This is a genomic window from Solwaraspora sp. WMMB335, from assembly GCF_049179075.1.
In the GTDB taxonomy this organism is placed as follows: Bacteria; Actinomycetota; Actinomycetes; order Mycobacteriales; family Micromonosporaceae; genus Micromonospora_E.
Genome location: NZ_JBMHMF010000001.1, coordinates 6,215,209 through 6,241,284, shown reverse-complemented (window position 1 = coordinate 6,241,284; position 26,076 = coordinate 6,215,209). Strand labels below are relative to the sequence as shown.

The window sequence follows — 26,076 nt, the reverse complement described above, 5'->3', positions numbered from 1 at the left end:
GGTGCCCCGACAATCGCCAGCAAAACGTCACAGTCCCGCCCGGATCGATAAGGACAACACGATCGGAGGCCGAGCGCCGAATACGTCTCGGAGGACGCGCCTGTGTGGTACCGAAATCAGGCCAGCTCCACGGTGACGCGGCGGCGGAAGCGCTTCGACCTGACGCCTCCACCGTCGGGTCCGCAGCGTCCAGACCTGCCAACACAGCGAGTTACATTTCTAACATGTAAATCTGTCAATATTTCTAAAACATTGAGCTCGATCTTCGGGTATTGTCACCTTGTCATCATCCTGATAACGTCACTATCGCGTGTCGGAGAGGTTCGCGGTCACGCACAAGACGCCTCACTTCCACTCGGTCACCATCACGTAGGACAAACAGAGGTTGATCGTGCGTACGCTACTGCTTTTCGACGGCATCGGCAGTACCGATGTGAATCTCCTGCCAGAACTACGTGACATGTACACCAAGCCGGAGAACACCGCGTTCTTCCAAGCCATGCTCGACACATCGGACAAGGTCTCGGCATACCTCGATTCGTCGACATTCACGCAGGTCTGTCCGGACGGATACACGCTACGGGATTGGCTCGACCAGAAGGCAGGCCGATCAGCCGACGTACCGCAGAACTCGTTCGCCGCCGGACTTTGTGTCTACGTCCACCAGACCTGTCAACTGCAGCCGGCCCGACATCATGGAAACGACGACGTCGCGTCCTTGGGACACAGCATCGGGCTGCCCGCCGCGATGATCGCCGGGATGCGACTGCGACGGATGGACGAATTCATCGACCTGGCCACCGCGTTTCTCCGGCTGGTCGCGGTCACACTGGCCCGGGGCCACCAGCTCGTCGCGACATCGACCGCACACCCGGCCGACGTGGACCGGTACCGCGCACGGGTGCGCCGCGGGGCGGATCCGGGACCGATGGCGTCGCTGTCCGGCCCGCACCGCGCCGAGCTCATGAGCATGATCGGCGCCTTTCGGCCCAACGGGTCGATCTCGATCAGTCTCGCCAACTCACCGAAATCCCATGTGCTCAGCGGACCGGCCGCCGACCTCCTCGAGTTCTACTTCGCACACCACGAGACGTTCGAGCGGACGGGCACGGCCTGGTCCTTCCTGAGCAACACCATCCCGTTCCACAGCCCGCACCTGGCGGCCGCCGCCCGCCAGGTCGACGATGACCGCAGCTTCATCGGCAAGCTACCAGACGGCGACCAGCTGCGCTTCCCCGTGTACGCCACCGACACCCCGCGCAACCTGCAGGATTCGACTGATCTGGTCGACGAATTTCTCGAACAGGTGTTGCTACGTCCGATCGAATGGGAGCTGGTGACGCGCCACGCGATCACCGACGCCGCAGCCGACCGGATCGTGGACTACGGACCCGGTGCGGCAGCACGACGTTTCACCAGGGAATGCCTGGACAGCGGTGGCCGACGTGTGCGCTTCGAGTCAAGGAAACAAAGTGTTGCGTCACCGGCGTTAGGAGGCCAGCGTGCGATGTCTACTCTTTCCCGGCCAGGGCGTACAACGCAAGGGAATGGGAGCCGGCCTGTTCACCCAGTTCCCCGACATTACGGCAACAGCGGATGACGTCCTCGGATACTCGGTCGAAGAACTCTGTACGCAGGACCCGGGGCGACGTCTGCGGGACACCCGGTACGCCCAGCCGGCCGTTTTCACGGTCAACACACTGATGGGGCTTCGACAACTCGCCGAGCATCCGGACGGATACCAGTTCTTCGCCGGTCACAGCCTGGGCGAGTACAACGCCCTCGTCGCCGCCGGAATGCTCAGCTTCGACGAGGCACTGCGGCTGGTGCAGCGGCGCGGCGAACTGATGTCCAGCGTCACGGGCGGCGGAATGTCGGCCGTTCAGGGCGTTCCAGCGGCATTCGTCCAACGCGCGTTACGGGAGACCGGCCTCACCAAGGTCTACATCGCGAACTACAACGCCGACACGCAGACGACGATAGCCGGTGACCGGACCGAGGTCGCCGTCGCCGCCAAGGCGATCGGTGCCCTGCCCGGCGCGCGCGTCGTTCCCATCAACGTCAGCGGACCGTTCCATACCCCGCTGATGGCACCGGTCGAACCGGCCTTTCGCGCCCTGCTGGAAAACTGCACCTTCGCCGCCGGAGACGGCACCGTGGTGTCCAGTGTCACCGGCGAGGTGTTCCAGCCCGATGCCGGCAGGGACCTGCTGGCCGACCAGGTCAGCGCGCCGGTGCAATGGGTCCGTACGGTGGCCACCCTGCGTGGACTGGGGATCAGCCAGTTCGACGAAGTCAACGGAAGCACCCTGAGTGCACTGGTAAGCCGGATTCGCTGAAGGGACAGGTTAGATGAGCATCGCGATCGTTGGTGCCTCAGTGAAGCTGCCAGGGGTGGACAGCCTGGACGGGTTCTGGCGCGTCATCAGTACCGGCACGAGTCTCACCAGGACGTTTCCGCAGCACCGCCGGGAGACCCTGAGCGAGTACATCCACTATCTGCGGGCGACGACCGTCGAGCCGGTCGACGACGACAGTCTCGACTTCCACAACGGCTGTTACCTCGACGCGGTCGACACGTTCGACTACGCGGCGTTCGGGATGACGCCACGGCAGGCCGCCCTCACCGACCCGCACCACCGGATGGTCCTTCGCACCATGTTCCTCGCGCTCGAGGACGCCGGGTATTCGGCGGACCGGCTGCGCGGCAGCCGGACCGGGGTCTTCGTCGGCTTCGCGACGAACCCGGGCTCGACCTACATGGACTACATCTCCCGGGTGGAACCGTCGCTGAGCCAGCAGGCGATCACCGGCAACATTCCGGCGATGCTCGCCAACCGGTTGTCGCACCTGCTCGACCTACGCGGTCCCAGCCTCGTCGTCGACACCGCCTGCTCGGCCACCCTGGTAGCGGTGCACCAGGCGAAGAACGCCCTGTTGGCCGGAGACTGCGACATGGCGGTGGTCGGCGGCGCACGGATCGTCTTCGCCCCGGTCAAGCACCCGCACTCGGCGATCGGCATCGAATCCTCCGATGGTGTGACCCGCACCTTCGACGAGGCCGCGGACGGCACCGGCTTCGGCGAAGGCTCCGGCGCGGTGGTGCTCAAGCGGACCGAACAGGCGCTGGCCGACGGTGACGAGATCTACGCCATCATCAAGGGCAGCGCGGTCAACCACGACGGCCACACCGACGGCATCACCAGCCCGAGCGCCCAGGCGCAGGCCGATCTGCTGCTCGCGGCCTGGGACAACGCCGGAATCGATCCGCGTACGCTCGGTTACTTCGAGGCGCACGGCACCGCCACCAGGGTGGGCGACCCGATCGAGCACGAGGGCATGAAGTTGGCCTTCGCCCGGCACACGACGGACAAGAGCTTCTGTGCCGTCGGTACGGTCAAGGCCAACATCGGGCACCTGTTCGAGGGCTCCGGCGTGATCGGCCTGCTGAAAGCGGTGGCCGTGCTGCATCACCGCCAACTCCCGCCGCAGGCCAACTTCGTCAATCCCAACCCGCAGCTCGATTTCGCCTCCGGCCCGTTGTTCGTCCCCACCAGCCTGCGACCGTGGGCGACCGACGGCGAACCGCGACGGTGCGGGGTCAGCGCGTTCGGACTCGGCGGTACCAACGCGCACGTGGTGGTCGAGGAATACGTCAAACCACCGCCACCGAGCGGTCCGGCCGACGACCACCCGGTTGGCGAACACCTGTTCACCCTCAGCGCGGCCACCATCCGATCGCTGGCCGGGTTGTTGCGCAGCTACCTGCGGTTCATCGACGACGGCGGGTTGGCCGGTGTCGACATCGCCGACGTCTGCCACACCACACGACTGTCGCGGTCGGCGCACCGATACCGGATCGCGCTGGCCGTGAGCGATGTCGACGACCTCCGCAGCGGCATCGAGCGGATCCTCGCCGACGACCGGCCGCAGATCACCGGTGCGCTCGCCGAGCCGGCGCAGGCGTACCTGCGAGGTGAGTCGGTCGACTGGCAAGGGCTGGCGGCGGGTCGCGGACACCGCGTCGTCCGGCTGCCCCACTACGTCTTCGACGAGACGACCGCGTGGCTGGACTTCCCGCCGGACTGGCGCCAGACGATGTCCCTGGAACGGACCACCGCGCAGCATCCGGTCACCCACGATGTGCAGCTGCGACCGGCGCCGACGCCGGAACCGACCGGCACCGGCACCATCCTTGCCCTGGTCGACCCGTCGACCGACGCCGAGGCGTTGCTGGCTCCCGCGCTGTCCGACGACAGCCGGATCGTCCGGCTCGGTGAGCCGGTCGGCCCGGACGGTCCGACGTTCGCAGCCGACAGCCTCACCTCGTTCGAGCATCTCGTCCGGCTCGCCGACGAACACGGCGTCACCCACCTCGTGTACGCCCTGGCGTTCGAGCAGACCCCGGCGGCCGACATCGAAGAGGTGGAACGTCGGTCGGCGAAGAACCTGCACGGGCTCTTCCACCTGTCGAAGGCGTTGATGGCGGCCGGAGCCAAGCTCGACCTGATCGTGCTCACCCGCGCCACGATCAGCGCGGACGAGGGTGACACCGCGGCGGTCACCGACAACGCCGCGCTCGTCGGCTTCGGCAAGGTCCTCGTCCGCGAGTATCCGTACGTCCAGGTCAAACACATCGATGTCGACATGTCCGTACCCGCGACCGCGGTCCGCGCCGAGATCCTCAGCGACGCGTACGGGTTGTCGGTGCTGCGCGGCGGGCGGCGGATGCGCGAGGTCTTCGTCGAGGTCCCCGACATCGAGCTCACCGCCGGGGCCCCCGGCCCCCGGCCGTACCTCAGGCCCGCTGGCACGTACCTGATCACCGGAGGCACCGGCGCGCTCGGCCTGGCCGTCGCCCGGGACTTCGCCACCGCGCAGCCGGACATCACCGTCGTGTTGCTCAGCCGCTCCGGGCTACCGCCGCGCGAGCAGTGGGACGAGTTGCTGGAGTCGGCGTCCGACGGCACCGTGGTAAACCGACTCCAGACGGTACGCGACATCGAGTCGCTGGGCGCCAGCGTGCTCGCGATGGCGGTCGACGCCGGCGACAGCAAGGCCCTCGGCGAGGCGGTGGCGCAGCTGCGCGCCGACCACGGCCGGATCGACGGCATCGTGCACGCGGCCGGCCTGCCCGGCGGCAGCACGGTCATGTTCCGCCAACTCGACGAGTTCGACGCCGTCGTACGGGCCAAACTCCATTCCGCCTTCGTGCTGGAGGAGTCGACCCGGACCGACCCGCCGGACTTCATCGCCCACTTCTCCTCGGTCGCGTCGGTGTTTCCCGCGCCAGGGCAGGCTGACTACGCGGCTGCCAACTACTACCTCGACAACCTCGCCCGGTCGCGGGCGGGTGGCCGGTGCCACGTACTCGCGCTGGACTGGGTGGCCTGGAAAGAGATCGGGATGGCCGTGGACTACGGCACCAACGGCGACACCATGTTCAAGGCGCTGCCGACCGCCGTCGGCCTAGCCGTCCTCGACGCGGGTCTGCGGTCGGACCGGTCGCGGCTGTTCGCCGGCGAGCTCAACTACGGCGGCGAGCTCATCCACCTGCTGCGCTCGTACGACGTGGCGCTCTCGGACGACATCGAGGCGACCGTGCAACAGCAGATGCACGCGTTGGAGGAGCGGCTCGCGAAGGCGACCGACAAGATCCGTACGACGATCGAGGCGGTGACGGTGCACCTCGACGGCCGCCCGGACGGGGAGTACTCGGACGTCGAACTGTCCGTGGCGAGGTGCCTGGCACTCGCGTTCGGCTACGACCGGCTCGACGTACAGGCCGACTTCTTCGACCTGGGCGGCGATTCGCTGATGGCGACCACAGTGGCCAACCACATCGCGGTCTACCATGGGGTGTCCTACGACGTCGCGGATCTGCTCGCGGACCGGACCACCGCCGAGATCGCCTACCACATCGAGGATCTGCAGGAGTTCGCGGCGAGTTCCGCGTGATTCGCGACCAGGATCTGGGGACATCATGACCGACATGACCAACGGGCCGGCCCTGCGGCAGATCATCGGCTTCGCCCTGCCGCTGACCGCGGCGAGTCTGTTCATGCAGGCCTACCTGTTGGTCGACGGCATCGTCGTCGGACGCTACGTCGGCGTCGAAGGGCTTGCCGCGGTCGGGGCGAGCGGCCCGCTGTTCTACCTGCTGAACGCGATGTTCATCGGGCTCGGGACCGCGTTCACCATTCGGCTGGCGCACCTGCGCGGCGGCCGGCAGGACGAGCAACGACGCGACGTGGTGGTGGCGCTGGCAGCGGTGACCGTCTGCTGGACCCTCGGGTCCATCGTGCTGGTCACCGTGCTGGCCAGGCCGGTCCTCGCGGTGATGGGGATCACCGGTACGTTGGCCGAGCAGTGCGCCCACTTCATCGGGGTGCTTTCCATCGGGTTTCCCGGCATCTTCGGGTCCGCGGCGGTCAGCGCCTATCTGCGCGGCCTCGGCAACTCACGGGCGGCGATGTGGGTGCAGGCGACCGGCAACGTGATCAACATCGGGTTGGCCTGGCTGTTCGTCGGCGGGCTGGGCCTCGGTGTCGGCGGAGCCGCGCTGGCGACGGCGGTGTCCGCCACCGTCGCGGCGGTGGTGGGGGTCATCGCCTCGGGCCGGCTCTACCCGCTGCCGACGGGCCGGCCCACCCGACACGCCTTACGACGTGAGTTGCTCGACGCCACCCGCCTCGGCTTTCCGCTGGCGACGCAGCACATCATCCTGGCCCTCGGCATCATGGTGCTGGTCTGGATCATCGAGCGGTACGGCGAGGTGGTGATGGCCGCCTTCACCATCGTCTCGCGGATCGAAGCGTTCACCGCGATCCTGTTCCTGTCCTTCTCCGGCGCGATGACCACGTTCGCGGCGCAGAATCTCGGCGCGGGTGACACCGACCGGGCCCGGCGGGCGCTGTTGCAGACGCTCGGGCTCACCGTCGGCCTGACCGTAGCGTTCTCCGCCGTGGTCCTGGTCGCGCACCGGCCGATCGTCGCGGTCTTCACCGATGACCAGGCCGCCCGCGAGATCGCCGGGCAGTATCTGTTGATCATCTACCCGTTCTTCGCGCTCTACACCGTGATGGTGGTGCTGCACGGCTACCTCAACGGCGCCCGCCGCACCACGGTACCGCTCATCTGCACGATTCTCGCCTTCGGTCTGGTGCAGTTGCCCTTCGCGTACCTGCTCAGTCGACCGTTCGGAATCCAGGCGGTGATGTGGGCCGTGGTCGTGAGCTGGACCACCGGGCTGACGTACTCGATGTTCTGCCTGCGTCATGTCCTGCTGCCGCGCCGCACACCGGCCGGCGGCACCGTGCCCACCCCCGTGGAGGTACGAAGCTCATCATGATCACTGCCTACACGACCGACGTCGAGTTCCACAGCGGACGCGCTCGCAAGGCCCCGCTGACCTGGGGTCAGGAAATGATCTGGGACCTTATCCGGGACCTCGACGAGGCACGGACGTACGCCGTGCTCACCCGGTGGATGCCGATCCCGCTGTTGCTGAGCGTCGGCGACGTGCTGGAGAGCCTCGGCGAACTGGTCCGCCGCAACGAGACGCTGCGGACGATGTACCACCCGACGGCCAGCGGCGACGCGACGCAGGAAGTCCTCGGTTCCGGAGCGCTGCCGGTCGAGATGTTCGACCGGCCCGTCGACGACCCGACGGATTACACCACCATCGTCACGGACTACCTGGTGCGCGCGTCCGAGGCGGGGTTCGACCACGAAAAGGAACTGCCGATCCGGTTTGCGGTCATCCTGCAGGACGGGATCCCGATCCTGCTGGCCTTCGCCGTCTCGCACCTGTCCGCCGATTTCATGAGCGCCGATCTGCTGGTCGCCGAACTCGACGCGATGTTGCAGGCCCGCGCGGACGGCCGGCCGTGGCCTGTGGCCCGGCAGGCCCGACAACCCGCCGACCTGGCCGCGTTGGAAGGGCGGCCGGAGGGGCAGCTACGAAACATCGAGGCGACACGGTTCATCCGGCGACAGCTCGACCGCGCCCACCCGGACATGCTGCCCGCCCGCGCCGTGCCGGCCACTCCGAGGTTCTTCCGCGGCCAACTGGAGTCATCCGCCGTCGCCGTCGCCGTCGGCCCGGCCGCCCGCCGGTACCGGACAAGTACCTCGGTGCTCCTGTTGTCGATCACCAGCGCGCTGATGCGTTGCGTCTGCCCCGGACGGGCCTATCCGATCGATCTGATGCTGGGCAATCGCGCCGATCCGGCGCTCGCCGGCACGGTGTGCAGCCTCAGCCAGAGCATCCTGACCGTCATCGACCTGACCCCGAGTTCGTTCGCCGGGCTCGTCAAGCGCTGCGCGGCGGTCACGGCCGAGGCGAGGAACCACGGGTGGCACCGCAAGCGGGTCGTACAGGGTCTGATCGAGGCCGCCGGGGCGGACCGGGGTTGCCAGTTCAACGACATCTGGTCGCAGCTTCCGGGCAGACCGAGCAGACCGCCGGTCACCTTGGCCGACTTGCAGGAAATGACCGGTTCCACGTCGTTCTCCTGGCCGGAGCAGGTGCCGGAGAAGAACAAGGACCTGTTCATGGGCATTCGCGGCACCGCCGAACGGATGCACCTCTCCCTGTTCGCGGACACCGCACTGCTGCCCCCGGGTGACATCCGGGCATTCCTCGACACGTTCGAGCGGACCGCGATCGAGCTGGCCTTCGCCGACGTCACGCCGGATCAGATCGCCGGCTGGTTCGTCGAGGCCAGCGCCCGGTACGCGCACCTCAACGACGGGGCACGGTAGCGCATCGGGAGGCGAGTCCATCCCAGCGTGCGGGATCGCGGAAATGGATCAGTAGGTCGGTGTCGGCACCGGCGACAGGTGGGCGCGTTCGCCCTGGGCGCCGAAGAGGGTGAGCGTCTCCGCTGGTTGGGCGTCGGCGCTGCCGAGCCAGTGCGGCGTACGGGTGTCGAACTCGGCGGCCTCGCCGTGGCTGAGCTGGAACTCCCGGTCGCCGAGGACGAACCGGACCCGCCCGTTGAGCACGTAGAACCATTCGTACCCGTCGTGGGTCTGCAGTTTCGTGGTGGGTGACCTGCCGGCCGGCGGGTAGATCACCTTGTAGGCCTGGACGCCGCCGGCCCGCCGGGTCAGCGGCACGATCATCAACCCGGAGCGCCGGATGGGCCGCAGGTGAATCCGCGGATCGCCGGTGGGCGGCGCCGCGACCAGGTCGTCGAGCGGTACGCCGTGTGCCCGCGCCAACGGCAGCAGCTGCTCCAGCGTCGGGCGGAGCCTGCCGTTCTCCAGGCGGGACAGCGTGCTGGGGGTCAGACTGGTCTCGGCGGCCAGGCCGGCCAGGGTGACGCCACGGGCCCGGCGCAGGGCGCGCAGGCGTGGGCCGACCCCGGCGAGGACGTCCGCTGCGGTGACGTTCATGGCACCCATGATGCGGATCGGCAACTTTTCTTGCAACCTCGTCGCGACGGTCACGATGCTGGTGGCGGAGGTAGCGACACGATGGTCACCGCAACAGCAACATCGGCGGCCGCCGTACGGTGGTCAAGCGGCCTGACCGCGCTCGTTCTGACGGCAGGCGGATCGGCGGCGGACGGAACGACGCCGGACACCGCTGCGGGTACGTGACGATGCACTACGTCACCGGCGGCACCGGCGAGCCGCTCGTCCTGCCAGGGCTGGGGGACAGCGAGGGCGCGCCGCCGAGCTACGACAAGGCAACCCTGGCCCGGTACGTCCACACGCTGCTCGCCGACCAGCTGGGCCTGCGCCGGGTCAGCCTGGTCGGCACGACCTGGCAGCCGGCGTCGGTTTCCACTACGCCGCCCAGTTCCCCGACGATGCTGATGACCGCCGAAGGCCTGTTGGAGTTCACCCGGTCGACCGTCGAGCCCCGGATGACCGGATCACCCACGCTGTGGCGGTGCCCGCCGCCGGCCACTGGCTACCGCAGGAGAACCGACGTTCGTTGCCACCGAACTGCTGGCGTTCTTCACCGAAGAAGGAGAAGACAGATGAATGGATGGCAGGGCCCGCAGTTGGACGCCGGCCCCGAGTCGTTCTGGGAAGAGCTGCACCGCAGCCTGCAGGCGTCAGTCAGACCGCCCAACCCGCTGCTCGTCGAGACGGCCGAGGCGCTGACCCCCGGCAGCGCCCTGGATCTGGGATGCGGCGCCGGCGGCGACGCCATCTGGCTCGCCCGGCGCGGCTGGCAGGTCACCGCCGTGGACATCTCCGCCACGGCCGTGGGACGCGTCGAGGCGGCAGCCCGCGAACTCGGCCTCGGCGAGCGCGTCACCGGCGAGCGGCACGACCTGGCCGACAGCTTCCCGGCCGGGACCTTCGACCTCGTCTCCGCGCAGTACTTCCACACGCCGTTCCCGATGGCCCGTGACCGGGTGCTGCGTACCGCCGCGGAGGCCCTGCGGCCCGGCGGCCGGCTGCTGATCGTCGATCACGGCTCCATCGCCCCCTGGTCGTGGAACCAGGACCCGGACACCCACCACCCCACGCCCGACGAGGTGGCCGCCGAACTCGACCTCGACCCCGGGCAGTGGACGGTGCTGCGCGCCGACACGCCGCGCCGGCAGGCCACCGGACCGGGCGGCCAGACCGCGACCGTCACCGACAACGTCCTGCTCGTCCAGCGCTGCGATCGCTGATGCCACCGGGGCCACGACGCTGACGCTGGGACGTCGGGCCCGCCTGGACCGCGCCCGACGAGAAGGCCACCCTGCGAGGTTTCCTCGACTACCTGCGCGGGGCTCGATCGCGGGCAAGGTCGCCGATGTACCGGAGCCGCAGGTCCGCATCGCCGGGGCGCGGGCTGCCCCGGCGATGCGGTGGGTCCTGGTCCACATGATCGAGGAGACCGCACGGCACGCCGGCCACGTCGACATTCTCCGCGAACAGATCGACGGCTCCACCGGCCGCTGACATGCGGTGGTCCGATGTGTTTTGCGTGTTGCTGCGCCGGGCTGCTTACCGTCAGGAAACACCGTCGAAGCACGACGCCCCTACGGTCCGTTCATGGATCCGGAGCTGGATACAAGACTGGACACACCGCCGCGCACGACCCAGGCCGGTGAGCACGCCTACACCGAGCTGAAGCGGCGGCTGCTGGTCGGTGAGTTCCCGCTGCGGATCCGGCTCGGCGAGGAACGCCTGGCCAGCCTGCTGTCGGTATCGCGTACCCCGGTCCGGCAGGCACTGGCCCGGTTGCACGCCGAACGCCTGGTCGAGCGCCTGCCGGACGGGGGCTACGTGCCGGCGGTGTCCAATCTGGTCGAGGTCCGCCAGCTGTACGAGGTACGCCGGGCCCTCGAGTTGGCCGCCCTGCACCGGCCGGCGGAGTCCGGTGAACCGCACGATCTCGCCGTCATCGAACCGCTGCGCGACGACTGGCTGGTGCTGCGCCGGGACACCCCGGGACCGGATCCGGGTTTCGTGCTGCTCGACGAGAGCTTCCACGTCCGACTTGCCGAGGCGGCCGGCAACAGCGCCCTGGCCAGCATGCTCGGTGTGGTCAACGAGCGCATCCGGGTGGTCCGGATGCACGACTTCCTCATCGAGGAACGGATCGACCGAACGATCACGCAGCACCTCGGCATCCTGGAGGCCGTCCTCGGCGGCGACCTCGACACCGCCCACCGGAGGTTCACGATGCATCTGGGTGAGTCCATCGCCGTCGTCGAGCAACGGGCCGCGCAGGCCCTGACCCGGATGATGGCCGCAGAGACGCGAGACCTGACATGACCGCCGCCGTCGAGGTGGGGCGGCCCACCTCGCTGCTGTCGGTCCGCAACCTGACCTGCCGGTTCGGCGAGGTCGTGGCCAACGACGGCGTCGATTTCGACGTCGCCGCCGGCGAGGTGCACGCCGTGCTCGGGGAGAACGGGGCCGGCAAGAGCACCCTGATGAAGCTGATCTACGGGGTGTACCGGCCGGATGCCGGTGAACTGCGGGTGAACGGTCACGCCACCGCGGTCGACTCCCCGGCGGCGGCCCGGGCAGCCGGCATCGGCATGGTCTTCCAGGACCTACGGTTGATCCCCGCCTTCACCGTCACCGAGAACGTCGCCCTGGCGCTGCCAGGGCGCGGGCTGCGGGTCGACCGCCGGGCACTGTCCGCGCGCATCGCGCGGGCCGCCGAGCAGTACGGCCTGCCGGTGCACCCGGACGCCCTGGTGCGTCACCTGTCCATCGGGGAGCGCCAGCGGGTGGAGATTCTCAAGGTGCTGATGGCCGGCGCCCGGCTGCTGATCCTGGACGAGCCGACCAGCGTGCTCGCCCCGCAGGAGGTCGACGCGCTGTTCACCGCGATCCGGGCGCTGCGCGCCGGTGGGCTGTCGGTGGTGGTCATCACACACAAGCTGGCCGAGGCACGGGCGATCGCCGACCGGGTGACCGTGCTGCGCGGCGGGCGGGTGGTGCTGCGCAACGCCGACCCGGCCGGGCACACCGACGCGGAGCTGGTCGAGGCGATGGTCGGCCGGTCGGTGCCCGGTCTGGCCAGCCACCGCCAACCACCCGGCGACGAGGTCGCACCGGTCGTGACCGTACGCGGCGTCGACGTCACCGGGGACCGGGGCGAGCCGGCGCTACGCGGGGTCGACCTGGACCTTCGCCCCGGCGAGCTGGTCGGGGTGGCCGGGGTGGCCGGCAGCGGGCAGCGGGAGCTGTGCGAGGTGATCCTCGGCCAGCGGCGGGCCACCGCCGGGTCGGTGCGCATCGGCGGCGTCGAGCTGCACGGCCAGCCCCGGCGGGCGCTCGCCGCCGGGGCGGTCGGCGTGCCGGAGGATCCGCTCACCGACGCGGTGGTGCCGGGACTGACCGTCACCGAGCACCTGGCCCTGGCGGATCTGGCCGCCGTACGGCGCGGGCTCGGCATCGACTGGCGTGCGGTGCGGGCGCAGGCGGGCGACCGTGAGCGGCGGGCCGGGCTGCGGATGGCCGCCGGGCACCGGGTGGTGGCCGAGCTGTCCGGCGGCAACGTGCAGCGGGTGGTGCTGACCCGGGCACTGGGCGGCCCGGCCGCGGTGGTGGTGGCCGCGTACCCGAGCCGGGGCCTGGACATCGCGACCACCCGGCGTACCCAGGAACTGCTGCTGGAGCAGCGCGACGCGGGCGCGGCAGTGCTGGTGGTCTCCGAGGATCTCGACGAGCTGCTGGCGATCGGTGACCGGATCGCCGTGCTGCACGCCGGTGAACTGGCCGGGATCGTCACCCCGGCGACGACCGACCGGTACGCCATCGGTCAGCTGATGCTCGGCGGCGACCACGACATTTCCGGTGGGAGTGACGTGCGGTGACCGATATGTTGACCCGCCCTGCCCTCGGACAGACCAAAACTGTCGACAATCGACCGCGTCGGTGGCTCGGGGTGGCGGTCGCCGTACTCGCCGCTCCGGTGATCTTCGGCGCCTTCGCCGCCGTCAAGGGCGTCGACCCGCTGGCCATGTACGCCGACATGATCGCCTCGCTGGCCGACCCGGACCAGGCGCAGACCGTGCTGGTGCGGGCGGCGGTGCTGGTGCTCGCCGGCCTGGCGGTCGCCGTACCCGCCCGCGCCGGGCTGCTCAACGTCGGCGGCGAAGGACAGATCGTCATCGGCGCGGTCAGTGCCGCCGGCGTCGGGCTGGTCGCCGACCAACGGCTGCCCGGCCCGCTCGTCCTGGGGCTGATGATCGTCGCGGCGATGGCCGGCGGGGCGATCTGGGCCGGCATCGCCGCCGGCCTGCGCCTGGCCGTCAAGGTGAACGAGGCGATCACCACCCTGCTGATGAACTTCATCGCCATCGACGTCATGCTGCTGCTGATCTACGACCCGTGGAAGGACGCCTCCGGGTTCGGCCAGCCGGCCAGCCGGCCCCTCGCGGACACCGCCCGGCTACCACTGTTCGTCGCCGGCGGCACCCTCAACACCGGCATCGTCGTCGCCGGCATCGCCCTGGTCGCCATCTGGTGGCTGATGTCGCGCACCGGCTGGGGTTTCCGGCTGCGGGTGGTCGGCGGCAACCCGGAAGCGGCCCGCCGGGCCGGCCTGCGGGTCAACACCCTGCTGCTCACCGCGATGCTCGTCGGCGGCGCGCTCGCCGGCCTGGCCGGGCTGGTCCACTTCGCCGGTACGGAGTTCAAGCTGCGCCCCGGAATGACCGCCAACCTCGGCTACGTCGGCTTCCTGGCCAGCTGGCTGGCGCTGCACCGGCCACTGCGGGTCGGGCTGGCCGCGCTGCTGCTCGCCGCGATCGCGATGGCCGGCGACAGCCTGCAGATCGACGCCAACCTGCCGGCCGCCTCGGTCAACGTGCTGATGGCCGTGGTGCTGCTGGTCGTGCTCGGGTTCACGAAGAGGAGCAAGTCATGATCGTCGACGTCCTCACCGGCGGCGTGCGCGGCGGCACCGCCATCCTCTACGCCGCCCTCGGCGAGACCATCGCCGAACGGGCCGGGGTGATCAACCTCGGCACTGAGGGCAGCATGCTCACCGGCGCGCTCGCCGCGTACGCGGTCACCGCCGAGACCGGCAGCCCGTGGGCCGGGGTGGTGGCCGGCGCCGCCGCCGGGGGCCTGCTCGCCCTGGTGCACGCCGTACTGGTGCTCGGGAGGGGCGCCAACCAGCTCGCCACCGGCCTGGTGGTGCTCTTTCTCGGGCTCGGGCTCACCTCGATGTTCGGGGCGGCGTACGTCGGGCGGGCGATCAGCCCGTTCCAGCCGTACCCGATCCCGTTGCTCGCCGACATCCCCTGGCTGGGGCCGATCCTGTTCCAGCACGACCCGCTCGTCTACGGCTCCTACCTGCTCGCCCCGGCGATCTGGTGGCTGCTGTACCGCAGCCGGGCCGGACTGACCGTCCGCGCCGCCGGTGAGCGCGGCGAGGTGCTCGCCGCGTACGGGCATTCGCCACAGCTGGTGCGCTACCTGGCCGTGGTGGCCGGCGGTCTGCTCGCCGGGATCGGCGGCGCACACCTGTCCACCGCGTACGCCAACGCCTGGTTCGAGAACATGACCGCCGGACGCGGCTTCATCGCCGTCGCGCTGGTCATCTTCGCCGCCTGGCATCCGCTGCGGGCGGTCGGCGGGGCATACCTGTTCGGCGCCGCGCTCGCCCTGTCCCCCGCGTTGCAGGCCCGTGGCCTGGGCTTCAACCAGTTCGCCCTGGACGCGCTGCCCTACCTGGTCACCATCGCCGCGCTGGTGCTGCTGGGCCGCCGACGCAGCAACGCCGCTCCCGAAGGGCTCTCCCGGGTCTTCGAACTGACCCCTGCCAAGTGATCGACAAACCGGAGGAATCGCCCCATGACGATCCGAAGACTGTCCCCCCGACGCGCACTGGCCACCACGGCCGTCACCGTCACCGCCACCGTCGCCGTGCTGCTGGCGGGCTGCGCCACCAACTCCACCACCACCGCCGCGCCGGCCGGGGACGACGCCGAGGCGCCGGGCACCGGCGGCACCGCGATCGGCTTCATCTTCGTCGGCCCGAAGGACGACTACGGCTACAACCAGGCCGCGTACGAGGGCAGCCAGGCCGTCGCCGCCGCCTACCCGGACCTGGAGGTGCTCACCGCGGAGAACGTGCCCGAGGACGACAACGCCAGCCGGGTGATGGAAAGCATGATCCGCAAGGGCGCGAAGATCATCTTCGCCACCTCGTACGGGCACAAGGACCCGGCGCTCAAGGTCGCCGCCGCCAACCCCGACGTGGTCGTCCTGCAGCAGGGCAACATCGTCGACGGCGAGGTACCACCGAACTTCGGCACCTACTTCGGCACCGTCTACGAGCCGGTCTACCTGGCCGGCATCGTCGCCGGCACGACCACGAAGACCAACAAACTGGGGTACGTCTACGCGTTCCCGATCTCGCAGACCCTGGACAACATCAACGCGTTCCAGCTCGGCGCCGCCTCGGTCAACCCGGACGTCCAGACGTACGTGGTGAACACCTCCAGCTGGTGCGACCCGGCCAAGCAGGCCGAAGCCACCAGCAGTCTGCTCTCCCAGGGCGTCGACGTGATCAGCCAGCACCAGGACTGCACCGCCACGATCATCCGTACCACCGAGGCGGCCGGTGCCTACACCGTCGGCTACCACGCCGACGCCAGCGAACTGGCCCCGAACGGCTGGCTGACCGGCTCGCAATGGGACTGGGGACCGCTCTACACCGAGATGGTGGCCGCCATCGTGGCCGGTGAGTTCACCGGCAGCGAGTACAACGCCAACTTCCGGGTCGGGCTCAAGACCGGCGACAACCCGTTCGTGCAGTCCGCGTACGGCCCGGCCGTCACCGACGGGGCCAAGGCGCTGGTCGAGGAGGCGAAGGAACGGATCAGCGCCGAGGACGGTTCGCCGTTCGCCGGGCCGGTCGTCGACCAGGCCGGCGAGGTTCGAGTGCCCGCCGGCACCGTCCCCGACTACCAGACGATCGAGTCGATCGACTACTTCGTCGAGGGCGTGATCGGCCAGATCCCGTCGTCCTGACCGACCACGCTGCCCCGGGGGCGTGGATGGTGCGCACGCGGTCCCGCCGCACCATCCACGCCTTCGTCCACCGGAGGTACCACACGTGACAGCCCTCGCGCCCGACGCGGCCGGTTCGGTCTACGAGCCCGGCGCGGCCGACCCGGCCGGCGCTTCCCGCGCCGCCCATCAGGCCATGGACCCGGCCCAACCGATCTGGATCACCCTGCTGGACCCGGCCGAGGTGGCCGCAGCCGCCGGCCGGGTCGACCCGGCCGCCCCGCTCGCCGGCACCGCCGTCGCGGTGAAGGACAACGTCGATCTGGCCGGGTACCCCACCACCGCGGCCTGCCCGGCGCTGGCCGATCGGCCGGCCGCCGCCTCCGCCACCGCCGTCGACCGGCTCGTCGACGCCGGGGCGGTGGTCATCGGCAAGACCAACCTGGACCAGTTCGCCACCGGTCTGGTCGGCACCCGCAGCCCGTACGGGGCCTGCCACAGCGTTGCCAGCCCGGCCCACGTCAGCGGCGGCAGCAGCTCGGGCAGCGCGCTCGCCGTCGCCACCGGGCTGGTGCCGCTGGCCATCGGCACCGACACCGCCGGCTCCGGCCGGGTGCCGGCCGCCTTCAACGGCGTCGTCGGGGTGAAGCCGACCCGCGGGCTGGTCTCCACCACCGGAGTGCTGCCCGCCTGCGCCTCGCTGGACTGCGTCACCACGTTCACCCGTACGGTCGCCGCCGCGCGCCCCGTGCTGGCCGCACTGACCTGGACGGACCCGGACGACCCGTGGTCCCGGCCGGCGCCGGCCCGCCCGCCGGCCGGGATCGCCGCGCTCATGCGGGTGGTCGCCGTGCCGGACGGTCCGCTCGGTCTCGAACCGGAGCACGAACTCGCCTGGCGGGCGGCGCTGGTCCGGCTCCGGCAGATCGCCGCGCACGTCGTCGAGGTCGACGTCGCACCCTTCCTGGCCGCCGCCCGGCTGCTGTACGACGGACCGTGGCTGGCCGCCCGCTGGGCTGCCTTCGGGCATCTGCTCGACCCGGACGGACCCCACCTCGACCCGACCGTACGGGCGATCGTCCGGGGCGGACGCGACGTGGCCGGGCCGGACGTCTTCGCCGGCCTGGACCAGCTCGCCGCGCTGCGCCGGCGCGCCGAACCGGTCTGGTCCGACGTGGACGCGCTGCTGCTGCCGGTCACCCCGGGCCATCCCCGGCTGGCCGAGGTCGCCGCCGACCCGATCGGGGTGAACGCCCGGCTCGGCCGGTTCACCAACTTCGTCAACCTGCTCGACCTGTGCGCGGTGGCGGTGCCGGCCGGTACCCGACCCGACGGGTTGCCGTTCGGCGTACAGCTGATCGCCCCGGCGTTCGCCGACGAACCACTGCTCGACCTGGCCGGCGCCTGGTGCGGTGAACCGGGGCCGGCGGGTCCCGCGCCGCCGCAGGTCGTCGGGTCGATCGCGGTCGCGGTGGCCGGGGCGCACCTGAGCGGACTGCCGCTGAACCCGCAACTGGTCGACCTCGGCGGGCGGCTGCTCTACCGGGCCCGGACCGCCCCGGGCTACCGGCTGTACCGGTTGTCCGGACCCGGGCTGCCCCGGCCCGGCCTGGTCCACACCGGCGACGGCCCGGCCGGCGGCATCGCCGTCGAGGTGTGGCAGTTGCCGCATCAGGCCGTCGGCGCGCTGCTGGCCACCGTCCCGGCGCCGCTCGGGCTCGGGTCGGTGCAGCTGGACGACGGCCGTCGGGTCGCCGGATTCCTCGCCGAGGAACACGGCGTACGGGACGCCGTCGACGTCACCGCCGCCGGCAGCTGGCGGGCCGCCCTGCGGGCTGACCGAGCCGGTGGATGATCTCCTTGGCCAGTGGGCCCAGTCGAGCCGCCGCGCCGTGGTTGGGATCCCATGTGCAGGCGATGCCGACGGCCACGACCCGGCCGGTGTCGAGCACCTGGTGCACGGCCGCGGCCACCATGTCCAGCTGCGGCCCACCGGGTGCCGGGAACCACAGGCCCGGCAGTTCCACCGGATCGACGACGTCGGCGTCCAGATGCAGATAGATCGGCCCGTCCGGCAGCCCGGCCGGATCGATCCCGTCGACCGGGATCCGACGGATCGGCGACTGCCGCAGGTAGTCGACCTCCGGCGGATCGAGGTCGCGACCATCGACGAGCACGATCCGCTCCTCGGCAACCGGCGACAGACCCAATCCGGCCGCGATCAGTTCGGGGCGGTACCCGGCCAGCAGGCGCAACGGCATACCGCCCAGGTATCCGCTGGTCGTCGTCTCCGGTGTCTGCAGATCGCCGTGGGCGTCGAACCAGACCACCGCCGGGTCGGACCCGGTGCGCTGCAGGCCGGCCACCACGCCGAGCGCCGTGGTGCAGTCGCCGGAGCACACCAGGGGTCGGCTGCCGGCGGTGGCCGCACTCGCCACGGTCGCCGCGACCGCGCCGTACAGCCAGCCCATCCGCCTCCACGGATCGCCGTCGGGCAGGGCCGGCATGACGGTGGTGTCCGTCGGCCCCGGCACGTCCAGCTCAGGCAGGTATTCGTCGAGATGGTAGGGAACCAGGATGCTGGTCACCGGTTCAGACTACCGTGGACGGCCGTCGTCTACACGGGACGAGTCGCGGTCAGCCGGCCGGCGCCAGCCCGGTGCCCAGCATCGCTTCGGCCCGTTTCACCAGGTAGTACCAGGCGGTTTCGCTGTGCTCGGTCACCTCGCCGATCGACAGCTGCGGATTGTCGAAGGGCTGGGCCTGCAGCATGATCAGGTACCCGGTCCGCTGGTCGAAGCCCCACCAGATGCTGCCGGCCGTCTCGTAGTCGGGGGTGGTCTCCAACGCGTTCCAGACCAGGGTGATCGCCGGGTAGTCCTTGGCCGTCACCGCGTTGCCGTAGCTGGTCTGGTCACCCGGACCCCGCTCGGCCTGGCACTGCCCGGTGCCGGCCAGCTGTCGCAGGTACGCCTCGACCGCGGCCCGCTGCCCGGCCGGTACGTGACTGACCTGGACCTGGACGCTGACCAGGTCGCTGGCTCCGCCGAGGTAGAGGTAGCCGGTGCCATGCGCGGCCGAACTCCACGGCAGCTGCCATTCGGGATCGCCCGGGCAGCCCCGGTACGGGCCGAACGGGGCGAACCGGTCCTCCTGGGTGACGACGAAGTCGGTCGCGCTCGTACCGGCGGTGAAGTTGCCCTCGCCCGGTCGTGGGATCACCTCGTGCAACCGGTCCAGTGGCGGATCGGTGACGGTGAGCCGCAGCGAGCGCCGGCCGCTGTCCCCGGTGAACGCCTGCCGGGCCAGCTCGACGGTGCCGGAGAGCAGTTCCCGAATCGCGCCGCTGTTGCGCCAGATGGCCAGCACCGCGTCGAGCCGGCGTTTGAGCATCCCGCTCAGGCTCTTGCTCAGTGCGTTGAAGATCCCGGCCACGTACGCGTCGGCCGGAGCCTGCATGAACCTGAGGACGTAGTCCACGATCTGGTCGGCGCAGCGGAACACCCCCTCGTAGTAGGCGGTGGCCGCGTCAGTCACCCACCGCCCGAGGTCCCGGCCGGCCGGGTTGCCGATGAGTTCGCCGAGCTTGCGGCTCTCGGTGAGGATGCACTCGGCGGTTTCCAGATACTTCTCCGACTGCCGCCACAGCCGCAGGGCGTCGCTGTCCGGAGCCAGCGGCAGCAACAGCTGCAGCAGCAGTCCGGAGGCGTCGAGCAGGACGTGGCCGAAGTCGAGCCGGGCGGACAGTGTGACGGTGCCGGACTCGGGCAGCTTCGCCGGGTCGAGTCGGAAGGTGACCCGGGTGCCCGAGCTCAGCACCACGGCGGTGTCACCCATCAGCGCCCGCACGTCCTCGATCAGCGCGGTGTAGATGTTCTCCCGCCCGTCCGGCCCGGTGGCCGAGTTCGGCTCGGACTCGACGGTCAGGGCGGGCGGGAATTCCAGCAGCAGGGGGTACCCGACCGTGTTGCCGATGCTGAACCGGTAGGTGCCGTCGCGGTCGGGGTGGAACTGGGCGCACGTTTCCAGGCCCGGCACGAAGGTGGACAGTTCGACCCGCACCGGTAGTGCCTGGTAGCGACACTCCAACGGCGGCGGCACCGACAGGATGCCGGCGATCCCGGCCACGTACCGGTTCGCGTTGATACCGCGCCGCAGCGCCAGCGCCGCCTGGGCCGCGGTCTCCTCCTGGTCCCAGGCGGCGACCACCCAGTAGGAGAAGTGCCGGGTCGCAGTGGTGATCGTGCGGGCGTCGCGGTCGATGTCACCGCCGAGCGGCAGCCATTGGCCCCAGTCGGCGACGTACGTGGCGACGAACATGTCGTCGACCGGGGCGTCGGCTGGGTAGTCGAACGTGATGGTCGCGGGTCCGGTGAGCTCACCGCCGTCGACCTCGATCTGGGCCACCTCGCCGAGCGGGACGATCATGCTCGGTTCGGGGAATCCGGGCGGGTCGTCGGCCGCGCCGACCCGCAGCGTCGCCCCCCGACCGCGCACCGCCGTCCCGTCCACCTGAACGGACACGCCGACGGTGGGGTCGCTGGCCGACAGCGACGCACCGTCACGGTTGAGCACGATCAGGCTCGCGGTTGCGACGACCGCCCCGACAGCGACGACGGCGGCGATGACGATCCGGTTCCGGCGGCCCATGGGGTCGAAGTCTTCGCGAACCAGCGGCGCGAGCAAACCACCCCGGGGCTGGTCAGGACCATCCGAACGCTGTCCGGCACCACCCGATCGCCCCGACGGTCGTGGACGAACCACGCGACGGGGCGGACGGATTTTCGCGACAGATCCACGATCGCAAGGACCGTACCGGCTAGTCCGGATAGATCACTGTCACCGAAAAGTTTCGTGATCCGGTGACCGCGCCATGGTTGTGTTGCGCAAGCTACAAGGTCATCAACGTGGGATCAGGGCCTGACGCACACGGTCATGACCCGACTACCTTCGGGCCCCAGGAGGTCTGTCCTGATGGCATACTTTCCGGAAAACTATCGAAAGACTCGTCACACCCCAGCCCTCGGAGGACCACAAGATGCCGACCGACACGACCGACGTGGCCACTTCGGCCCGGGTCATCGCCAACCCCGTGCTCCGCGGGTTCTATCCCGACCCGTCGGTGCTGCGCGTCGGCGAGGAGTACTACCTGGCCACTTCGACCTTCGAGTGGTATCCCGGGGTCACCCTGCACCACTCCCGCGATCTCATGCACTGGCGACCGCTCGGCGGGGTTTTGACCGAGCGGCGACTGCTCGACCTGACCGGTGCCGCCGACTCCTGCGGGGTGTGGGCACCCGACCTGTCGTACGCCCACGGGCTGTTCCACCTCGTCTACAGCGACGTGTCGAGCTTCGCCAGCGGCTACTGGGATCCGCAGAACTACCTGATCACCGCGCCGTCGATCGACGGGCCGTGGTCCGACCCGGTCCTACTGCACGCGCACGGCTTCGACGCCTCACTGTTCCATGACGACGACGGCAGCACCTGGTTGCTGGCCATGACCGCGGACTGGCGGCCAGGACGTGACCGGTTCGGCGGCATCGAGATCCAACGGTACGACCGGGAGGCCGGCAGGCTGGTCGGCGACCCGGTGACGATCTTCACCGGTACGGCGACCGGACTGACCGAAGGCCCGCACATCTACCAGGTGGACGGCTGGTACTACCTGCTGACCGCCGAGGGCGGCACCAGCTGGGAACACCAGGCCACCGTCGCCCGCTCCCGGTCGTTGCTCGGTCCGTACGAGCCCGACCCGCAAGGGCCGCTGATCACCTCGGTCGACCGGCCGGAGCTGGCCCTGCAGAAGGCCGGACACGGCAGCCTGGTGCAGACCCAGCGCGGCGAGTGGTACCTGGCCCACCTGGTGGCCCGGCCGTACACCCCGCTCGGGCGCTGCGTGCTCGGCCGGGAGACCGCCATCCAGCAGGTCAGCTGGTCGACCGATGGCTGGCCACGGGTCGCCGGGCAGGCGCCCGCCGAGCAGGTGCCCGCCCCGGATCTGCCCGCGCACCCCTGGCCGGCCGAACCCACTACCGACCACTTCGACGCCCCGACGCTCGGGCCGCGTTGGTCCACCCTGCGCCGCCCGGCCGCACCGGACTGGGTCGACCTGTCCAGCCGGTCGTCGCATCTGCGCCTCGTCGGCGGCCAGTCACCGGTCGGCCGGCAGCGACCGAGCCTGGTGGCCCGCCGGGTGACCGCCCAGAACTGTGTCTTCGAGACGTTGGTCGAGTTCCGGCCGGCCACCGTACGCCAACTGGCCGGCGTGACCGGCTACTACAACACCGAGAACTGGCACTACGCCTACCTGACCCGCACCGACGACGGCCGCCACGAGCTGCAACTGCTCAGCTGCGACAGCGGACGCCGCCGGGCGTACCCCGAGATCGGCGTCGACGTCACCGGCGTCGACCGGATCGGACTGCGGGCGGTCTTCAACGGAGCCGTCCTGCGATTCGGATACCACCTCGGCGATCACTGGCGGGAACTGCCGGTGGAACTCGACGCGACGATCCTGTCCGACGAGTACGCCGCCCGGATGACCGACGGTGAGCCGGAGGCGTGGGGCTTCACCGGCGCTTTCGTCGGACTGTGGGTGCAGGACATCGGCAACGACGGCGGCTACGCCGACTTCGACCACGCCACCTATCGCGAGCTGTGAGCGTCGGTCACCGAGGCGCACCGGCATTGCGGACTCACCGTGCGCCGCCGTTGACGTACAGCGTCTGCCCGCTGACGTAGGACGCGTCGTCACTGGCGAGAAAGGCGATGACCGCCGCGATCTCCGCGGGCTGGCCGACCCGGCGCAGCGGCGTCTGCTCGGCGACCTGCCGACGGTGCTCGGCCGGATCCACCCCGATCCGGTCGGCGACCGCGGTGGTCATCGCGGTGGCCACGAAGCCGGGGGCGACGGCGTTGACGTTGATGTCGTACGGCCCCAGCTCGATCGCCAAGGTCGCGGTGAGGCCCTGCACCCCGGCCTTGGCGGCGGCGTAATTGGCCTGCCCCCGGTTACCCAGGGCCGACCGGCTGCTCAGGTTGACGATCTTGCCGTAGCGGGCCGGCACCATGTGCCGCTGCGCCGACCGGCAGCAGTGGAACATGCTGGACAGGTTGGTGGTCAGCACCGCGTTCCAGTCCTCGACCGGCATCTTGAACAGCAGGTTGTCCCGGGTGATGCCGGCGTTGTTGACCAGGATGTCGAGTCGGCCATGGGCGGCCACCACCTGATCGACCATCGCGTCGACGGCGGCCGGGTCGGTGACGTCACAGCCGACGGCGGTGGCGGTGCCGCCGGCCGCGACGATCCGCTCGACCACCGGCTGCGCCCGCTCGGCGCTCAGGTCCACCACGGCGACCGCCGCGCCCTCGCCGGCCAGCCGCTCGGCGGTGGCGGCACCGATCCCCTGCGCGGCACCGGTGACCACGGCGACCCGATCGGTGAACCTGTCCATCTGCGACTCCTTCGACGTGGATCCCGGTGCGGGGGGGTGCCCGGCCGGTGCGCTCCCATTGTGCCGAACCGCTGCGCTCCGGCCGCCCCGACGCCCGCCGCCACCGCACCGGTCGCCCGGATCGAGTCCGTTCGCGCAATGGTCACGGGGTGGGGTCACGGGGTGGGGTCACGGGCGTCGTAGCGGGCAAAACCCGGCTGGTAGCGGGCCAACCCCGCGACCAGAGCCAGGCAGGCCAGGCCGCCGCAGATCGCCGCCACCGCCTCCCCGGTCACCTGCGCGGCGGCCCCGAGCAGCAACTGCCCGAGGTGCGGGCCGCCAGCGACCACCACGATGAAGACACCCTGCAACCGGCCGCGCAGCCCGTCGGGGGTGGCCGCCTGCAGGATCGTCGTCCGGAACACCGAGCTGACCGCGTCCGCCGCGCCCGCGGCCACCAGTACCGCCACCGCCGTCCAGAGCAGCGGGCGTGCGCCACCGCCGGGCGCTGGCCCGGGCGACGCCGCGACGACCGACCCGAACACCACGATCGCCGTGCCCCAGCCGGCCACCGCCACCAGCACCGCCAGCCCTTGCCGGCGTATCCGGCCCAGCGGGCCGGACAGCAGGTTCGCGGTGGTCATGCCGAACGCGATGCCGGCGGAGAGCAGCCCGACGGTGCGGGCCCCGCCGCCCAGCGCCGTCGCCCCGATCGCCGGGAACAGCACCCGTGGCATGGCCAGCACCATCGCGGCCAGATCGACCAGGAAGGTCATCCGTACGTTGGGCCGGGTACCGAGAAAGCGCAGGCCTTCCCAGACCGAGGCGAACCCGGCCCGCCGGACGCTGCCCGCCGGGGGCACCGGTGGCAACGCGACGAGGGTGGCCAGCGCGACCGCCAGCAGACCCACTTCCACCGCGTACGTGGCGGCGAAGCCCCGCCGGTCGACCAGGATCCCGGCGAGCAACGGGCCGACGGTGTAGGCGAGCCCCATCGACAGTCCGGTGAGTGCGTTGGCCGCCGGCAGCAACCGGATCGGCAGCAGCCGGGGCACGATCGAGGTCCGGGCCGGGTCGTTCACCGCGAACAGCCCGTTCTGCACCGCGACGAGGCCGTAGAGCAGGGCGACGCTACCGACCCCGAGCCAGGCCTGCACGGTGAACGCCACCGCCACCGCGAGCAGCCCGGTCGAGGTGGCGACCACCACCCGCCGCCGATCGTACGCATCGACGACCGCGCCGCCGTAGAGCCCGAGCGCCACCAGCGGCACCAACGCGAACAGGCCGACCAGGCCGACGTTGAACGTCGAACCGGTGATCGCGTAGACCTGTAGGCCGACGGCGACCGTGGTCAAGCCGGTGCCGATGCCGGACAGTGACTGGCCGGCCCACATCCGGCGGTACGGGGCGCTGGCCCGCAGCGGGCTCAAGTCGATCAAGAGGCGAGGCACACCCGGCATCCTCCCCCGCCCAGGTCAACCGCTGGCGACGGTGACCTCCTGACCCCAGGCGGCACGGGCCAGCCCGCACACCCCGGAGTGTGCCGTGGCACACCGACAATCAGGGCAGCTCAGCAGAGGTGTCGAAGCCGTAGCGGTCGGCGTGGTCGGGGCTGGCAGGGTCGATCTGCCGCAGGCCCTCGTCGGCGAGCCGCTTGTTGATCTCGTCGAGATGCTCCCGGACCAGCCGTGCCTCTTCCTCGGTGATCTTGCCACGGTGAGGCTTACCGGCGTGCTCGAGCGTGGTGTAATCGACCCGCTCACCCGAGCGACGGATGGCCTTGGCCGGTTTGACCCGTTCGGCGGTGCGCAGCAGTTGGGCCATTGGTAGGTCGGTGGCGAGCGCGTCGAACTCGCTGGCGGTCAGCACCACCCGTCGTGGCTCACCGTCGCCCTGCCCGTCGTGGATCTCGACCATCGCTACGTCGAGGGCCGCGTCGTCGATGCTCTCCACCTCCGCCGGCCGCGCCTCCAGCCGGACCGGGCCGGCGACCAGGTCGGGGTGTTCCAGTACGACCACCTGAACCACCTCGTCGCCCGAATCCAGGACGGCACCGCTGAAGTCGGAGACGTACACCGTCTTCCTGCCCATGTCGTGGTATCTCCCGTCACTTGTTGCTGGCCGCCGCCGACCGGCGGCGGAGCCGGTCAACGAAGCTACCGGACAGGTGTGCGAACGGCACAGCAGCCTGGGTCGGATG

General features: G+C 70.4%; 19 protein-coding genes and 1 pseudogene. 14 read left to right on the top strand and 6 right to left on the bottom strand.

Features of this window, described 5'->3' with window-relative positions:
• Window positions 1–391: 391 nt before the first annotated feature.
• The 5 genes from ACN27F_RS26865 to ACN27F_RS26845 are packed head-to-tail and all read left to right on the top strand — an operon-like array spanning window position 392 to window position 8,766.
• Window positions 392–1,600: a hypothetical protein gene (locus tag ACN27F_RS26865; protein WP_421438067.1), complete on the top strand. Its 1,209-nt coding sequence runs from the start codon at window positions 392–394 to the stop codon at window positions 1,598–1,600.
• Entirely contained in the window at window positions 1,548–2,339 is a 792-nt protein-coding gene (locus ACN27F_RS26860; protein ID WP_421438066.1) for an ACP S-malonyltransferase, read from the top strand. Before ACN27F_RS26865 ends, ACN27F_RS26860 begins: the two co-directional genes overlap by 53 nt.
• Window positions 2,340–2,352: 13 nt before the next feature.
• Window positions 2,353–5,958 (top strand): SDR family NAD(P)-dependent oxidoreductase, encoded by a 3,606-nt coding sequence (locus ACN27F_RS26855; protein WP_421438064.1) that lies wholly within the window; start codon window positions 2,353–2,355, stop codon window positions 5,956–5,958.
• A 34-nt stretch (window positions 5,959–5,992) separates the two neighbouring features.
• A complete protein-coding gene (locus ACN27F_RS26850; RefSeq protein WP_421438062.1) occupies window positions 5,993–7,351 on the top strand; it encodes an MATE family efflux transporter in 1,359 nt (452 codons plus the stop codon).
• The gene (locus ACN27F_RS26845) at window positions 7,348–8,766 is read left to right on the top strand and encodes a condensation domain-containing protein (protein ID WP_421438061.1); all 1,419 of its coding nucleotides are present in this window, start codon (window positions 7,348–7,350) and stop codon (window positions 8,764–8,766) included. Before ACN27F_RS26850 ends, ACN27F_RS26845 begins: the two co-directional genes overlap by 4 nt.
• Before the next feature lie 48 nt (window positions 8,767–8,814).
• Here ACN27F_RS26845 and ACN27F_RS26840 read toward each other — a convergent pair whose 3' ends face one another.
• The gene (locus ACN27F_RS26840; RefSeq protein WP_421438059.1) at window positions 8,815–9,402 is read right to left on the bottom strand and encodes a helix-turn-helix domain-containing protein; all 588 of its coding nucleotides are present in this window, start codon (window positions 9,400–9,402) and stop codon (window positions 8,815–8,817) included.
• Between the two features lie 593 nt (window positions 9,403–9,995).
• Between ACN27F_RS26840 and ACN27F_RS26835 the strand changes: the two genes are divergently transcribed.
• The 8 genes and pseudogenes from ACN27F_RS26835 to atzF all read left to right on the top strand — a co-directional run bounded on the left by ACN27F_RS26835 (window position 9,996) and on the right by atzF (window position 18,295).
• Window positions 9,996–10,643 carry an SAM-dependent methyltransferase gene (locus tag ACN27F_RS26835; protein ID WP_421440471.1) on the top strand — a complete coding sequence of 216 codons (648 nt, stop codon included), beginning with the start codon at window positions 9,996–9,998 and terminating at the stop codon, window positions 10,641–10,643.
• A gap of 127 nt (window positions 10,644–10,770) precedes the next feature.
• Window positions 10,771–10,917, top strand: a pseudogene (locus ACN27F_RS26830) (DUF664 domain-containing protein); the annotation flags it as partial.
• Window positions 10,918–11,010: 93 nt separating this feature from the next.
• Entirely contained in the window at window positions 11,011–11,736 is a 726-nt protein-coding gene (locus ACN27F_RS26825; RefSeq protein ID WP_421438058.1) for a GntR family transcriptional regulator, read from the top strand.
• A complete protein-coding gene (locus ACN27F_RS26820) occupies window positions 11,733–13,292 on the top strand; it encodes an ABC transporter ATP-binding protein (protein ID WP_421438056.1) in 1,560 nt (519 codons plus the stop codon). Before ACN27F_RS26825 ends, ACN27F_RS26820 begins: the two co-directional genes overlap by 4 nt.
• 5 nt (window positions 13,293–13,297) lie before the next feature.
• Window positions 13,298–14,347 carry an ABC transporter permease gene (locus tag ACN27F_RS26815; RefSeq protein ID WP_421440470.1) on the top strand — a complete coding sequence of 350 codons (1,050 nt, stop codon included), beginning with the start codon at window positions 13,298–13,300 and terminating at the stop codon, window positions 14,345–14,347.
• Entirely contained in the window at window positions 14,344–15,255 is a 912-nt protein-coding gene (locus tag ACN27F_RS26810) for an ABC transporter permease (protein WP_421438054.1), read from the top strand. Before ACN27F_RS26815 ends, ACN27F_RS26810 begins: the two co-directional genes overlap by 4 nt.
• A gap of 24 nt (window positions 15,256–15,279) precedes the next feature.
• Window positions 15,280–16,461: a BMP family ABC transporter substrate-binding protein gene (locus ACN27F_RS26805; RefSeq protein ID WP_421438052.1), complete on the top strand. Its 1,182-nt coding sequence runs from the start codon at window positions 15,280–15,282 to the stop codon at window positions 16,459–16,461.
• Between the two features lie 85 nt (window positions 16,462–16,546).
• Entirely contained in the window at window positions 16,547–18,295 is a 1,749-nt protein-coding gene (gene atzF, locus ACN27F_RS26800; protein ID WP_421438051.1) for an allophanate hydrolase, read from the top strand.
• Here atzF and ACN27F_RS26795 read toward each other — a convergent pair.
• A complete protein-coding gene (locus tag ACN27F_RS26795) occupies window positions 18,240–19,028 on the bottom strand; it encodes an arginase family protein (RefSeq protein WP_421438050.1) in 789 nt (262 codons plus the stop codon). The genes atzF and ACN27F_RS26795 overlap by 56 nt on opposite strands.
• A gap of 49 nt (window positions 19,029–19,077) precedes the next feature.
• Window positions 19,078–21,090 (bottom strand): hypothetical protein, encoded by a 2,013-nt coding sequence (locus tag ACN27F_RS26790; protein ID WP_421438049.1) that lies wholly within the window; start codon window positions 21,088–21,090, stop codon window positions 19,078–19,080.
• A 388-nt stretch (window positions 21,091–21,478) separates the two neighbouring features.
• On the opposite strand from ACN27F_RS26790, the gene ACN27F_RS26785 reads away from it, so the two are divergent.
• On the top strand, window positions 21,479–23,104 hold the full coding sequence (locus ACN27F_RS26785) for a glycoside hydrolase family 43 protein (protein ID WP_421438048.1): 1,626 nt from the start codon (window positions 21,479–21,481) through the stop codon (window positions 23,102–23,104).
• A gap of 34 nt (window positions 23,105–23,138) precedes the next feature.
• Here the strand turns inward: ACN27F_RS26785 and fabG are convergent, their stop codons facing one another.
• The 3 genes from fabG to ACN27F_RS26770 all read right to left on the bottom strand — a co-directional run bounded on the left by fabG (window position 23,139) and on the right by ACN27F_RS26770 (window position 25,967).
• Window positions 23,139–23,897 (bottom strand): 3-oxoacyl-ACP reductase FabG, encoded by a 759-nt coding sequence (gene fabG, locus ACN27F_RS26780; protein ID WP_421438046.1) that lies wholly within the window; start codon window positions 23,895–23,897, stop codon window positions 23,139–23,141.
• A gap of 155 nt (window positions 23,898–24,052) precedes the next feature.
• On the bottom strand, window positions 24,053–25,327 hold the full coding sequence (locus ACN27F_RS26775; RefSeq protein WP_421438045.1) for an MFS transporter: 1,275 nt from the start codon (window positions 25,325–25,327) through the stop codon (window positions 24,053–24,055).
• Window positions 25,328–25,436: 109 nt separating this feature from the next.
• Window positions 25,437–25,967: a hypothetical protein gene (locus ACN27F_RS26770; protein WP_421438043.1), complete on the bottom strand. Its 531-nt coding sequence runs from the start codon at window positions 25,965–25,967 to the stop codon at window positions 25,437–25,439.
• Window positions 25,968–26,076 lie beyond the last annotated feature (109 nt).